Origin of the sequence: Simiaoa sunii, assembly GCF_014337175.1 — a bacterium.
GTDB lineage: Bacteria > Bacillota > Clostridia > Lachnospirales > Lachnospiraceae > Acetatifactor > Acetatifactor intestinalis.
In genome coordinates this window covers 382,029-395,932 of the sequence record NZ_CP060633.1, presented here as the reverse complement: position 1 = coordinate 395,932, position 13,904 = coordinate 382,029, and the positions used below count along the sequence as shown (strand labels likewise).

Below are 13,904 nucleotides of genomic sequence, written 5' to 3'. Positions count from 1 at the left end.
GCATGTTTCTAATGTGAAAAACAAATTTTTCACATGAAGTTTTGTTCCTGCACAAGCTGCTAAAGCAGCCAAAATTTGAAGTTTGCGGAAAGGCAAGGTTTTTGTATGAACATTTCCACCACTTTTCTTAACGCATTAAAGCACACTTCCTCTGATGTGGAGGGACAACGTTCCCCAGAGATCCTACTGGGACAGATCTACAAAGTATCCCTGGAAGACAAAGGCTTTTTACTGCCTCTGGCCGGTGGGGAATTCCGCCTGTTAGATCCCTTTTATTATGAATGGAACCCCTTTCCTTCTTATCTGCTGCTCTACACCTTAGAGGGTAGTGCTCTCCTTGCCACTCAGGGCAGCGAGGTGGTCCTGGATCGCGAGCATCTGTTGTTCTTAGATTGCAGTCAGGGTTTCTCCCTCCGACTGTTGCAGGGAAAGTGGCGCTTTCAGATGTTTTTCTTAAGTGGGAAGGAACTTTCTTCTTATTATAGCATATTTGAAGCTTATTTTACCTGTTGTTATCCAATTCCCATCGGTTCCTGTGTCTCACAGCGCATGCAGCAGCTAACAAAATTTCCCTTTACTCCGACCCCCGCAGAGCAGCTGCAGATTCATAGGGAGCTGACCGGCATGTTCACCGAGCTGGCATTGTCTGCCCTGTCCGTCTCCCGGGATGCCAGACCTGTTCCTACCTATCTGCTGTCCATGAAAGCGGATTTCGAGGAAAACTATGTGGAAAATCACTCTCTGGAATATTTTGAGCAGACACTGGGGATCAGCCGCTACCGTCTGTGCCGGGAATTCTCCGCCGCCTTCCATACTTCTCCGCTACAATACCTGCAAGAGAAAAAAATAGAAGCAGCTAAATCGCTGCTCCTATCTACGGATGATCCGATTCATGAGGTGGGGTCTATGGTAGGCATCGACAATACCAATCATTTCATCCACCTGTTCAAAAAGCACACTGGTGTCACACCCTTTGTCTACCGGCAGAACGCGCCGCAGTCTATACGTGAGACACGCTGTCCTTCAGTACCAGGCGGCCTTCCACCACGGTGACTCCCCCTTTGAAATTATCACTGGTGATCTTCTTGATCATATTATGAATAGCTCTTCTCGCCATCTCTCCCATATCTACTTCATAAGTAGTAATACGGATATCACTGAGTCCGGGATACAGGTAATTATCAAAGCCGACCACTGAGATGTCCTCCGGTACACGATATCCGTTCTCTCTCAGTTTCTTGATCAGAAAGCTTGCGGTCAGATCGCAGTTGCATACGAATGCGGTAGGCATATCCTTCGGAAGCTGCAACATATTCACCGTATCGATCTTACCGGTTTCAATGTGACGATCATCCAGCACCCATTCCTTCTTCTGTTCCAGTCCCAGCTCTAAAAGAGCCTTTTGATAACCGAAATATCGGTCCGTAATGCTCTCGGTGGCCAGCAGGGTTCCCACATAAGCGATCTTGCGGTGTCCCATCCGGTACAGATAATAGGTCAGCTCATAGGTTCCGTAGTAGCTGTTGGAGATCACGGAATCACTGGCTTCTCTGCCGTTATAATAATCCAGATAGATCACAGGGATCCCAGCTTCTGTATTCAAATGCTGCAGGTAATCATCCATCATTTTACCAATGACGATAATGCCATCCACCTTGCGTTCCTGTACCAGCTTCGGCAATCTGCCATTCTCTTCCTCTGCCATTCCGATGACCTCCAGCATGGTAAAGCATTCCTTTGCTGTGGCTCTGGTAGCTACCGACTGATACATCTGCCAGTAAAAGGACTCATATTTATCCAAAAATCTCTCAGAGATCAGAATGCCGATATTGTAGCTCTTCTGGTTCTGACTTTTTCTTGCCGCTGACGGCTGCTGATAACCCAGTTCTTCCGCAATACTGTGGATTTTTTCCCTTACTTCCTCACTGACGCCTTTTTGTCCGGACAGTGCTTTTGACACTGTTACCGTGCTGACTCCTACCCGTTCTGCGATATCTGCTAATTTTACTGCTTTTGCCATAATTTCGTACTCCTTATCGCTATTTTCACTGTCATCTCCGTTAAATCATCAACCCTACTTAAATCTTAGTAATCTGAAAATCTTATGTCAAGGCATGCTCCTGCCCAGTTTTACGCCTCAGTCAAATGGATCAGCCTGCTGCGGTAGTCACCCCACAAAGGTGCTATTAACATGCCGGCCTGCATCAGCACATCACCGCCGAGTACTTCTCCGGTCTCCTCTATGCGGTAGCGGTTTTCCGGTGACAACCCTTTCAGACGCACTCTTCTGCTGTGAAAATTCGGTCTTGATAATACCTGTACATAAGTTATCAGCGCTTCCTTTTTATCCTTGGAAGCTACCATGTAGCAGTCGTAGCTGCCGTTTTCTAAATATGACGCGATCCGCCAGTAATCTCCCCTGCGGATCAGATCGTTGTATTTGTGATACATAGCGGTCTGTGCAGGGATCTGCTGCCTGTCCTCCTCAGGAATCTTCGTGATATCAAGCTCGTAGCCGAAGGTGCCTGCCAGTGCCACATGACCCCTGGTCTCAAAAGGTGTCACTCTTCCCAAGGCGTGGTTGGGGCAATCCGATACATGGGCTCCCATAGTGGATAACGGATATAGCAGCATCGTGCCTTCCTGAATCTTCAACCGTTCAATGGCATCCGTATCATCCGAGCACCAGATCTGCGGACTATAATACAGCATGCCCGGATCGAATCTTGCTCCACCACCGGAACAATTCTCTAAGAGCAGATGAGGAAATTCCGCAAGCAGTCTCTCCTGCAGTTCGTATACCCCCAACACATATCTGTGGTACAACTCTCCCTGACGATCCGCAGGCAGTTCCACGCTGCCCAGATCCGACAGCTGACGGTTCATGTCCCATTTCACATATTCGATATTGGTGCTGTGCAGCACTGCCGCCACGCTTTCAAAAGCATGATCTCTGACTTCCTTCCGGGACAGATCCAGTACATACTGATTCCGGCACAGGCTTCCTACACGGCCCGGAATGGAGATTGCCCAGTCGGGATGCTCTCTGTACAGATCCGAATCCGGCGAGATCATCTCCGGTTCGAACCAGATACCGAACTTAAGTCCCATGGCATTTACCTGATCCACCAAAAGTTTCAGACCTCCCGGAAGCTTCTGCTCATTGACCTTCCAGTCACCCAGGCTCGTGCTGTCATCATTACGGTGTCCGAACCAACCATCGTCCATGACCAACATTTCGATCCCAAGCTTTGATGCCTGCTTTGCAATCTTTAATAATTTATCGGTGTTAAAATCAAAGTACGTAGCTTCCCAGTTATTGATCAGGATCGGACGCTTTTTATCCCGGTATTCTCCACGGATCAGATGCTCGCGGTACATATCATGATAATGATGTGTCATACCGCTAAGCCCCTCTGAAGAATAAGTCATTACTACTTCGGGCGCAGCAAAGCTTTCTCCCTGCTCCAGTTTCCATACAAAATTCTCCGGATGGATCCCCATAGTCATACGGATGGAGTCGAACTGTGACAGCTCTGCCTGTGCCAGGAAATTACCGGAATATACAAAATGCATGCCGTAGACTTCACCGGTATCCTGCGTTGCATTTTCTGACAGCAATGCAATAAACGGATGCTCCTGGTGGGAGGATTCTCCTCTGACAGACCCAACGCTCTGCTTACCATGCATCAGGCTTCTCCTCTCCATCTGACGTTCTCTCCCCCAGGAACCGTGCAAGGTAAGGATGTCATACTTTTCATCCGTGCAATCCAGATCCAGGCAGGCAGACATAACTTTTGTCAGATAAATCGGCTGTTCTGCTGTATTTTTCAGGATTACACTGCGGGTGATCACATCTACTTTTTCAAATGTAGTATAGATCAGTTCTGCCGTCAAACCGGTCGTCTGGTCCTCCAGGTGCAGGATCAGGGTGTCGCAATCCTCCTCTCCCGGAAAAGTAGAAGGCAGCCCGGGAAGCGCGGGCTTCTCCTTTACGATCTCATGGGAGACGTAATTTAGCTGCACTCCCACATGTCCTCCCACGGTCCGGATGGAGACAGCACTCTCTCTGTAGTCTCCTAACCCGTTCCCCGGATACTCCATGGGGAAGGAATCCAGGAATGCCACACGCTCTCTGTTGTTCTGTGACGGGACGAAGGGTGCCTCCCCCGTACGCATTAAATATAACGGAGCCGGTGCATTTTCGGTATACTGCAATTTCTGACCGTAGTATACATGCCCCACAAAATTCTCCTCATCCACAACAGCCATGATGTAGCTGGTGTGTTCTGTATCCAGCCAGAAGGTTCTGTCCTGTTCTATGTATCTGATTGCCATACTTTTACCTCTTTCTTTCCGGAATAAAAATTTTTCTAAAAATCGTCATTTCCAAACTTCTCCGAGCGGCAAGTGCGCCCCTGTCTTTTATGCTTTCTGTTGATATATCTGTCACAAATGTAAAAAATCAAACGGTGCTTCCGTTTCTGCCTTCAAAAACTGCATCAGCATCAGTCCGCAGCGCATGGATACCCGCTCTTGTCTCAGGATCCGGAGTACCTCCTGTCTGTCCGCCAGGATCACCTGAATATCCTCAGTGTTCTCCATCTGCTGTCCCACCTGCTCCGTCACCGTGCCGAAGATCATACTACCGCTCTCGTCCGTCAGCCCCTGCGCCAGGAAAAAGCCTCTGCGGAATGCCGGCTCCCCGCCTTCATATACCTTCAGTTTCCAACCGGTCTCCTCGATCATCTCCCGGCAGGCAGCCTCCGAAGCCGTCTCTCCCGGCTCGATCAATCCTGCTGGCAGTTCATAGAGATAATCGTCCATGGGGTAACGGTACTGCCGCACCAGTACCAGATGTTGTCCATCCTCCGTTACCGCATAGACCGCCATACCTTCGGGGCGCAGGCTATGAGTCTTATGTTTGATATTATCCTCACCATTGCGGGAAGCAAAATAATAGTGAAACGGCATGCCGTCCCGCCCCAGTGCATCGATATGATACAGATTTAAAAACGGATTGTCCGTCAGCTTTTCTATGCCCCGGTAATGTTTTTCATCCTTATTCCGCATTCAATATTTCCTCCAACAGCGCCACCGCCAGTTCCGGGTTTTTCATGCCATCCGCCAGTCCTACCGCTGCCGTGTGCTCATACCAGCCGGTCTTTTGCACCCAGGCATTATCTTCCAGCCTGATTCCCGCCACGATCGTCTCTCCCGTCATGGTATTTAACACTTTGATCTGCTGATCTTCATATCTATCCAATAGTTCCTCAGGCATATAATCCCTTAAATTTACCAGATAATCCGTGCCGCCCATGAGCTTCAAAAACTCTTCGTCAGAAAAAAACACATCCACCGACCGGGTCATGAACAATACCTGGATCGTGCTGAGATTCGTGGAATCCACGTCGGAATCCGAGTTCGGATCGATCCAGATCGTATAATTCAGGTTCACCACATCCCGTTTGGACATCACACCGTGTTCCCGCAGGAAATCTGTAAAATAATCCGGACCGGTGGCTTCGATGTGCTCTCCGTCCGTATTCACTGCCATGACTCCCATGACGAAGCTTGTCTTGGTGGCAAAATGCACGATCAGGAAGATCAGAATGACGATTCCCGTTGTCACGCCTATGGTAACCCGCAGATAATAGTCTATAAAATACTGCCATTTTTCAGAAGGAGACAGTTGTTTCCATTGTTCTTTCTGCCGGATACGGTCTTCCTTTTCCAAATTGCTGTCTCCCTTCTGTTTCTCAAATCTTCCATCTGATAACATCCTGCTTTTAGTACTATATCAATCTTTAGTATATCAAACTAATTTAATCTTGTATAGCAGACTTTTTAATATATTTTAGGCTTATTATTGTTAAAAATAAACAGACAAAGCCCTGTCATGCACTTAAATTGACATGACAGAGCTTTGTCTGTTCTATTTCTTTGATCAGATAAGAAGGGGAAATGCTTTAGCGATCCATCTCCGCAATGCGTCCGGTGGACTTATGCTCCTTGATGATCCCCTGGATCTCCTTCAGGTCAGTGCATAACAGATCGCCGGGGATGGTATTCTTCAGGGCACTGATGGCATTACCGTATTCCAGTGCTCTCTGGTACTCGCCGGGATGTGCCAGCAGTCCGTACAGGACACCTGAGATATAAGCGTCACCGCTTCCAATACGGTCTACGACTTCGATATCGGTGTAAGGCGCTTCTTCATAATAAGTATCGTCCTTGGCACTGTAAATGATAGAACCGAAGGTATGACGCTTCGGGCTATGTACGATACGCTGTGTGGATGCCACGATGGAGATCGGATACTCCTCCGTGAAGCTCTTCATAATGCTCTTGGCATCGCCTTCCTTCAGGAAAGTCAGGCGTGCGGTGTCCTCGGAGCAGAAGAAGATATCAACATAAGGCAGAATGGATTCGATGCATTCCTTCGCCTCAGCACCGGTCCACAGATTGCCGCGGAAGTTCACATCGAAGGAGATGATGGCTCCCTGCGCCTTGAAACGCTTGATCATCTCAATGGCGGTTGCTCTCAGTTCGGGGCTCAACGCCAGTGTAATGCCGCTGGTATGGAAGCAACGGGTATCACTATACAGGCTGTCATCATAGTCCGCAACACTCAGTTTATTGATAGAAGTATTCTTACGGTCATAGACAATACGGGGTTTTCTCGGATAAGCGCCATTCTCATAATAGTACACACCCAGTCTCGCATCCTTATCATCGTCATATACCAGATAGTCATCGCTGACGCCGCAGAGACGTACACGGTTCTTAATATATACACCAAGGTCATTGGCCGGCAGCTTGGAGATGATACCACAGCGCAATCCCAGCATTGCCGCACCGGTGATGGCATTCAGTTCTGCACCTCCGGCCTGCTTGCTGAAGCTGTCGCCTCTGGTGATACGCTCATTATCGGGCGGTGATAATCTCAGCATGATCTCTCCCAGGGAGAGCAGGTCAAATTCCTTTTTCTCAGTCAGTTCCATAATATAAACTCCCATCTGCATTTTTGCCAAATGTTGTATCGGAATCTCTCCGGTGTTCCTCACAGTGTGCCATTGAAACCCCTTACATTTTCTCTTTACATTTGTACTATAACACAAATATATGGCGTCGGTAAAGGTGCCAGACATAAATTAAAAATTTAACGAAAATACTGAATTTGCCGTCAATATCTGCTATAATCAATCTGTATTATCATTCTAAGAAATGAGGTATTTTTATGCATTCAAAATTCCTTTCCGATAGTAACACTTTTTACAGACGTTATTGTCCGGTTCTGATTCTGTTACTGGGAGCACTTCTGCGTCTGTTATACCTGTCCCGGGTGCCCGGTGGCCTACATCAGGATGAGGCTTTTGTCCTGCTGAACTCCTATGACCTTTTACACGAAGGCAGGGATTCCGCAGGCTATGCATTCCCCATCTATATGTCCAGCTGGGGAGACGGGCAGAGTGCCATGTACTCCTGGCTTCTCACTCCTCTCCTACTGTTGAACAAAGGGATTCCCACTACTTTTCTCGGAAGGCTTCCTCAGGCACTGGTAGGTATTCTAACGCTTTGGTGCGTCTATTGTCTGGTAAAGGAAATGTTCGGCCACACTGCGGGTCTCTGGGCCTTATTCGCCTTAAGCGTCTGTCCCTGGCACATCATGGCCTGTCGTTGGGCATTGGATGCCAATATGGCCCCCGGCTTTCTCATGTTCGGTCTGTACTTTTTCGTACGGGGCATGAATGACAACCGTTATCTGTTGCTCTCGGCACTTTTTTACGGTCTCTCCCTCTATTGCTACGCAGTGATCTGGCCGATGCTTCCCATCCTGCTGGCTCTGCAGGTATGTTACGGGATCCGCTATCATAAAATCCATTGCAACCGTTACAGCGTTCTGTCTGTTCTGCTCCTGTTTGTCCTTGCATTACCGTTGCTTTTATTTGTCCTGGTCAATCAGGGACTGTTGCCGGAGATCGCCTTACCCTGGATCACCATTCCCAAAACACAGAGGTATCGCGGCGGAGAGATTGCTTTTTCCCTAAGTTCTGTTTATGCGAATTTCAAAAACACGGCACATTTATTGTTATTGCAGGATACCGGAAGTCCCTATGACTTTCTGCCGCCCTGGGGTTTATTTTACGACATTGGCCGCCTTTTCATCCTGATCGGAATCGTCTGTATGCTGTACCGGCTGATTCGTTCTGTGCGGCAGCATGTGTTTTGCTGGGAATTCTTCCTGTTTGCCCAGCTGATGGGAGGTGGAATCACCTCGCTGCTGGTCACCGCCAGGATGCATCAGATCAATGATCTCTATATCCCGCTTGTCTTATGCGAGGCATATGGTATCTGGAAATGTTCCTGCTTCCTGAAGGGGAAGTCTCAATCTCTCGGCAGGATTTTTACAGGCTGCACCACTGCATTCTTCCTCATCTGTCTGGTTCTGTTCCAAAAGGACTATTATACCAAGTATGCGGAAACTACAAACGCTTATTTTTCCCAAGGTGTAGAAGACTGTGTTGCGTATTCGATGAAACAGTGCAAGACGCTCGGTCTGACTACGATCAGCGCGGAAAAGGCAACGCAATGGCCCAGACTGCTTCTGTATACACGGACATTGCCTTCCCAGTACCTGGCTACCGTTACCTATGATGTTGCCCCGGCTCCGGCTGCCTTTACCACCGCTGACGGAATCCGGGTCAACACGCGCATCAATTACGATACCATATCCACTGACAGTATTTATATTATTTACTACACAGAGGCCGATCTGTTCAAAGACAGGTTCACCCTGACACCTTTTTATGACTGGTATGTTGCTGTCCCTAAATAGCCTCCATGTAATCAAAATAGTCATCTTCGCTGGCAAATAAGATATATTCGTTCTCCACATATCCCATGTATCCGCTGGCTGTTACATATCCCTTCATCGTAAAATACCTCCTTATCAGAAGCCTTTTGTTTGCTGTTCTGATAAGAAGGTATCTCTTTTAATGTCCCATAAAATTCTCTTAATTTTCCTGAGCCGGCAATTTTTCCAGCACCAGTTCTTTCATTTCTTCCAGTAATTCCTCTGTTTTCCCCATCAGGAGTTCCGCATCGGTCTCTACCAGTCCCGTTTTTTTGTATTTATAGGTAAAAAACGGATTGCCGTATGCGGTGAAGCTCATTTCCTCTCCATGCTTTTTCAGAAACGCGGGGATCTTCAGCGGGTCTATGGCTGCATCCGGTCGGAAATTAAAGGTGATCCGGCCGTTTTTGCCCTTGATCTCCGTCATATCCAGTGCGTGTGCCGCCATGCGGATCAGTGCGATCCGCAGCAGATTATCCACTGCCTTGGGGATATTGCCAAAACGGTCTAACAGCTCATCCTTCATCTCATCCCGCTCTTTCAGCGTCTCAATGCCGGCGATGCGCTTATAAATATCCAGTTTCTGCGTTTCATTCACAATATATTCCGCTGGAATATATGCATCCACATCCAGGTCGGTCACCGTGGTGAAATCCACCGTCATATGGATTCCCTTCAGATTCTGCACCGCCTCATTCAACATTTTGCAGTAGAGGTCGTATCCTACGGCTTCCATGTGGCCATGTTGGCTCATCCCCAGCAGATTCCCGGCCCCACGGATCTCCAGGTCCCGCATGGCAATTTTGAAACCGCTGCCCAGATCTGTGAATTCCTTGATCGCCGCCAGCCGTTTCTCCGCTACTTCCTTTAACATTTTGTCCCGCTTGTACATCAGAAACGCATAGGCATTCCGGTTGGAGCGTCCCACGCGGCCTCTGAGCTGGTACAACTGGGACAGACCCAGATTATCCGAGTCATGAATGATCATGGTGTTTACATTAGAGATATCCAGCCCGGTCTCTATAATAGTAGTGGACACCAGCACATCGATCTCTCCGTTGATGAAATCAAACATGATCCGTTCCAGTTCATGCTCCTTCATCTGTCCATGGGCATAGGCCACATTTGCTTCCGGCACCAGTTTCGCGATCTGTGCCGCAATATCCGCAATATTATTCACACGGTTATAGACATAGTAGACCTGTCCGCCCCGGGCCATCTCCCGGACAATAGCCTCTCTGACCAGTTCGTCGTTGTATTCGCAGACAAAAGTCTGAATCGGCAGCCTGTCGTTGGGAGCCTCCTCCAGCACGCTCATATCCCGGATACCGATGAGGCTCATGTGCAGGGTACGGGGAATCGGTGTTGCCGTCAGGGTCAGCACATCCACGTTCTCTTTTAGTTTCTTGATCTTCTCCTTATGAGCCACGCCAAAACGCTGCTCCTCATCGATGATCAAAAGCCCCAGATCCTTGAACTTCACATCCGCCGACAATACTCTGTGAGTACCAATGACGATATCCACCATTCCCTTTTCCAGGTCTTTTACTGTCTTTTTGATCTCCGAGGATGTGCGAAAACGGCTCATCAGGGCAATATTGACCGGGAAATCCTTCATTCGCTGCACAAAAGTGTTGTAATGCTGCTGTGCTAAAATGGTGGTAGGCACCAGGTACACCACCTGTTTGCCCTCCTGTACTGCTTTGAAGGCAGCGCGGATCGCGATCTCTGTCTTACCATATCCCACATCTCCGCAGATCAGACGATCCATGATCCGATGGCTTTCCATGTCGGCCTTGGTGTCCGCGATAGCACTCAGCTGATCCTCCGTCTCCTCGAAGGGAAACATTTCCTCAAACTCCTGCTGCCATACCGTGTCTTTTCCAAAGGCATAGCCCTCACTCTGCTGGCGCACCGCATACAGCTCCACGAGATCCTTTGCCACGGCACTGACCGCACTGCGGACCTTGGTCTTGGTATGTTCCCATTCTTTGCCACCCAGCTTATTCAGCTTCGGCTTCTTCGCCGCATCGGCGGAGGCGTATTTCTGGATCACATCCAGTCCGGTAGCGAGAATGTACAGATTGCCACCGTCCCGGTACTCGATCTTCAGGTAATCCTTGACAATGTTTTCTACCTCTACCTTTTCGATGCCTTTGTATATCCCCAATCCGTGGGTCTCATGCACTACGTAATCACCGATCTTCAGGTCATTGAAATCGTTGATCTTCTGCCCCTGGTAGAGTTTTTTCTTTTTCTTCTTACGTTTCTCCGATCCAAAAATATCACTCTCTGACAGCACCACGAATTTCAGCCATGGGTATTCGAATCCTTTATTTACATGCCCATAATAGGTCAGGATCTCTCCGGGCTGTACTTCCCGCATGGGGTCTTCCGTATATACTGCCGTGAGTCCCGCACCGCCGTCTTCCGCATTCCGCAGATCCTCTGCCAGACGTCTTGCGCGAGTACGGGAGCCGGACAGCAGCAGCACCCGATATCCGCTTTTTTTATATTTTTTCAGGTCTTTTACCAGGGATTCAAAGCTGTTGTTATAGGGGGCAATGTTGCGGGCTGCAATATCCACATGTTTTTCCGTCCGGAAATAGCCGTACTTGGTCTCCATGGTAGCCAGTGTCACCACGGCATTTTTCTCCAATGTGGCCGCCACCTGCTCTCCGCTGTAGAGAATATTCATCTGTCCCGGTAGCACATAGCCTTTTCTCGCACGCTGCTCCATGCTCTCCCGGAATTCCAGTTCAATGGCGTCCGCCTGCTCTTTCACCCGCGCCGGTTCATCAATATAGAAGACCAGAGATCGTCCCGCCATATCCGCCAGCAGCTCCGGCATAGTCACCGTATTTTCATAAAAATATCGGATATATCCTTCCAGGTTCGCTTTGCTCTGGAATTCCAACAGCTGTTCCTTCAACTCGCTTACCTGGGTGGCGATTCTGTGGGCTTCCTCCGGCTGGTGGGCATCCCGGAAAATTTTCTCCTGTTTGGCGGCTTCCTTCTCCAGTCTGGCGATTCCCTTGCGAATCTGCTCCTCAGACAACACGAACTCCGTCGCCGGGTAGACCGTGATACTCTCCAGCTTCTCAATGGAACGCTGGCTTAAGATATCGAAGCTGCGGATGGATTCCACTTCATCCCCCCACAGTTCGATACGGTAGGGATTCTCCTCCGTCAGGTCAAAAATATCCACAATACCGCCACGCACGGAGAATTGCCCTGGGCTTTCCACCTGATAGGCTTTCTCGTATCCCATAGCTACCAGCCGGGATGCCAGTTTACTCTCGTCCAGACTACCGCCCCGCTCGGTGTGGATGATGTCCTTCTCCTCCCACAGCACCTGGGGTGTCATCAGTGCCGCATAGGTGGTGACGATGGTGACAGGCTTTCCCTCCACGACTCTGCGCAAGGTCTTGATCCTCTCCTGTACCAGCTGATTACCGTGAATATCTGCCTGGAAAAAGATCAGGTCCTTCGCCGGATACAGCATGACATTTCTGTCATAAAAGCGGTATTCCTCGTAGATCTCCTTGGCTTTTAAGTCATTATAAGTAACGATGACCTTGTATTTCAGGCCATCGCTGAGTCCGTAGATCATGTGAAGTTTCTGTGAGTCCACGCATCCGGACAGGGCAACCGTTCCCTTTCCCTGTCTGACGATCTTACGGACCTCATCATATTCCGCCAGTTCTTTCAATGGCGCAAGTAGTGCCTGCATTTTTTCACGCTTTCTTACTGTTAAAATGGTTCATGGCTGCGTCTGCGCTCTCTGTGAGGATCATGCGGATCGCTTCTGCGGCGGTCTTCGTAGCATCATCCATAACCTTACGTTCTTCCACCGGGAAATGTCCCAATACATAATCTGCCAGGTCATAATTCTTCGGTTTCTCACCTACGCCCATGCGGACACGGGTAAAAGTATCATGTCCTAACATCTTGATGATATTCTTGAGTCCATTATGTCCGCCGGCGCTGCCCTTTTTGCGGATGCGGATCTGTCCCACATCCAGGCTGATATCATCGGAGATCACGATCAGCTCCGAGGTATCGTCCACCTTATAATAATCCACGATCTCACGGATGCTCTCTCCGCTTAAGTTCATGAAGGTCTGGGGCTTCGCCAGGATCACCTTCTGCCCTGCCACATAGCCTTTGCCGATCAACGCCTTGTGTTTGCTCTCCATGACAGCAATATTTTCTTCCTCTGCTAATCTGTCTATGACATCAAAACCGATATTATGTCTCGTATTTTCATATTCTTTTCCGGGATTTCCCAGCCCTGCGATAATATACATATACTTCTCCTTACTTTCTTGCAATCAATGCGTTATCTTATATTTTCGCATTTTTACGCAGAAAATGCAACTATTGGATATTTTGACACAGGGCTTGACTTTTCCCAGATTATTGTTATACTGAAACAGTTGTACAGCCCATAAAAACAAGGTCTTACAGGGCTCGCCGATTTCCGGCGTAAAATGAATCGAGTGTTCGTGACCTTCCACTCGTAAAACAAAACTAAAGGAGAAAACAAATGAACAAAAAAGTACTGTACCTCGTACACGGAGCGGTGATCGCTGCTCTCTATGTTGTGCTGACCATGTTAGCCAACGCTCTGGGACTGGCTAATTATCCCATTCAGGTCCGCTTCTCGGAAGCCCTGACGATTCTTCCCGTATTTACCCCTGCTGCCATACCGGGACTTTTCCTGGGATGTATCATCAGCAATACCATGACCGGCTGCATGCTGCTTGACATTATCTTCGGCAGCCTGGCAACGCTGATCGGTGCATTTGGCACTTATCTGCTGCGTGATAAGAACAAATGGCTGGCTCCTCTGCCTCCCATCATCGCCAACACCATCATCGTTCCTTTCGTGCTGGCTTATGTGTATCATTTAGAGGGTGGCATTCCTTATTTCATGCTGACCGTAGGCATCGGGGAAGTGATCTCCTGCGGCATCCTGGGTATGCTGCTTCGCACCGTGCTGCAGAAATATCGCAAATACATTTTTGACGTACAGAAATAAGCA

At 48.7% G+C, this 13,904-nt stretch carries 10 protein-coding genes; 3 read left to right on the top strand and 7 right to left on the bottom strand.

Annotation, left to right across the window (positions count from 1 at the left end):
• Positions 1 to 105 precede the first annotated feature (105 nt).
• Positions 106 to 1,053: a helix-turn-helix transcriptional regulator gene (locus H9Q77_RS01905; RefSeq protein WP_118693209.1), complete on the top strand. Its 948-nt coding sequence runs from the start codon at positions 106 to 108 to the stop codon at positions 1,051 to 1,053.
• On the opposite strand, the gene H9Q77_RS01900 is transcribed toward H9Q77_RS01905, so the two are convergent.
• The 5 genes from H9Q77_RS01900 to H9Q77_RS01880 form a co-directional block, all read right to left on the bottom strand.
• Positions 1,001 to 2,020, bottom strand: coding sequence for a substrate-binding domain-containing protein (locus tag H9Q77_RS01900; RefSeq protein WP_118547256.1), 1,020 nt, complete (start codon positions 2,018 to 2,020; stop codon positions 1,001 to 1,003). The genes H9Q77_RS01905 and H9Q77_RS01900 overlap by 53 nt on opposite strands.
• 110 nt (positions 2,021 to 2,130) lie before the next feature.
• Positions 2,131 to 4,338, bottom strand: coding sequence for an alpha-galactosidase (locus H9Q77_RS01895; RefSeq protein WP_118547257.1), 2,208 nt, complete (start codon positions 4,336 to 4,338; stop codon positions 2,131 to 2,133).
• Positions 4,339 to 4,449: 111 nt separating this feature from the next.
• On the bottom strand, positions 4,450 to 5,073 hold the full coding sequence (locus H9Q77_RS01890; RefSeq protein WP_118547258.1) for an NUDIX hydrolase: 624 nt from the start codon (positions 5,071 to 5,073) through the stop codon (positions 4,450 to 4,452).
• Positions 5,063 to 5,737 carry a hypothetical protein gene (locus tag H9Q77_RS01885; RefSeq protein ID WP_249326420.1) on the bottom strand — a complete coding sequence of 225 codons (675 nt, stop codon included), beginning with the start codon at positions 5,735 to 5,737 and terminating at the stop codon, positions 5,063 to 5,065. The genes H9Q77_RS01890 and H9Q77_RS01885 overlap by 11 nt, the downstream gene beginning before the upstream one ends.
• A gap of 232 nt (positions 5,738 to 5,969) precedes the next feature.
• Positions 5,970 to 7,004, bottom strand: coding sequence for a sugar kinase (locus H9Q77_RS01880; RefSeq protein WP_022154815.1), 1,035 nt, complete (start codon positions 7,002 to 7,004; stop codon positions 5,970 to 5,972).
• Positions 7,005 to 7,240: 236 nt separating this feature from the next.
• On the opposite strand from H9Q77_RS01880, the gene H9Q77_RS01875 reads away from it, so the two are divergent.
• Positions 7,241 to 8,839, top strand: a complete 1,599-nt coding sequence (locus tag H9Q77_RS01875) for a glycosyltransferase family 39 protein (RefSeq protein WP_118693207.1) — start codon at positions 7,241 to 7,243, stop codon at positions 8,837 to 8,839.
• A 178-nt stretch (positions 8,840 to 9,017) separates the two neighbouring features.
• Here H9Q77_RS01875 and mfd read toward each other — a convergent pair whose 3' ends face one another.
• Both mfd and pth read right to left on the bottom strand, forming a co-directional pair.
• Positions 9,018 to 12,590, bottom strand: a complete 3,573-nt coding sequence (mfd, locus tag H9Q77_RS01870; RefSeq protein WP_249326419.1) for a transcription-repair coupling factor — start codon at positions 12,588 to 12,590, stop codon at positions 9,018 to 9,020.
• 4 nt (positions 12,591 to 12,594) lie between these two features.
• Positions 12,595 to 13,167: an aminoacyl-tRNA hydrolase gene (gene pth, locus H9Q77_RS01865; RefSeq protein WP_249326418.1), complete on the bottom strand. Its 573-nt coding sequence runs from the start codon at positions 13,165 to 13,167 to the stop codon at positions 12,595 to 12,597.
• A 239-nt stretch (positions 13,168 to 13,406) separates the two neighbouring features.
• Here pth and H9Q77_RS01860 point away from each other — a divergent pair, with 239 nt between their 5' ends.
• Positions 13,407 to 13,901: a QueT transporter family protein gene (locus tag H9Q77_RS01860; protein ID WP_148446611.1), complete on the top strand. Its 495-nt coding sequence runs from the start codon at positions 13,407 to 13,409 to the stop codon at positions 13,899 to 13,901.
• Positions 13,902 to 13,904: the final 3 nt, after the last annotated feature.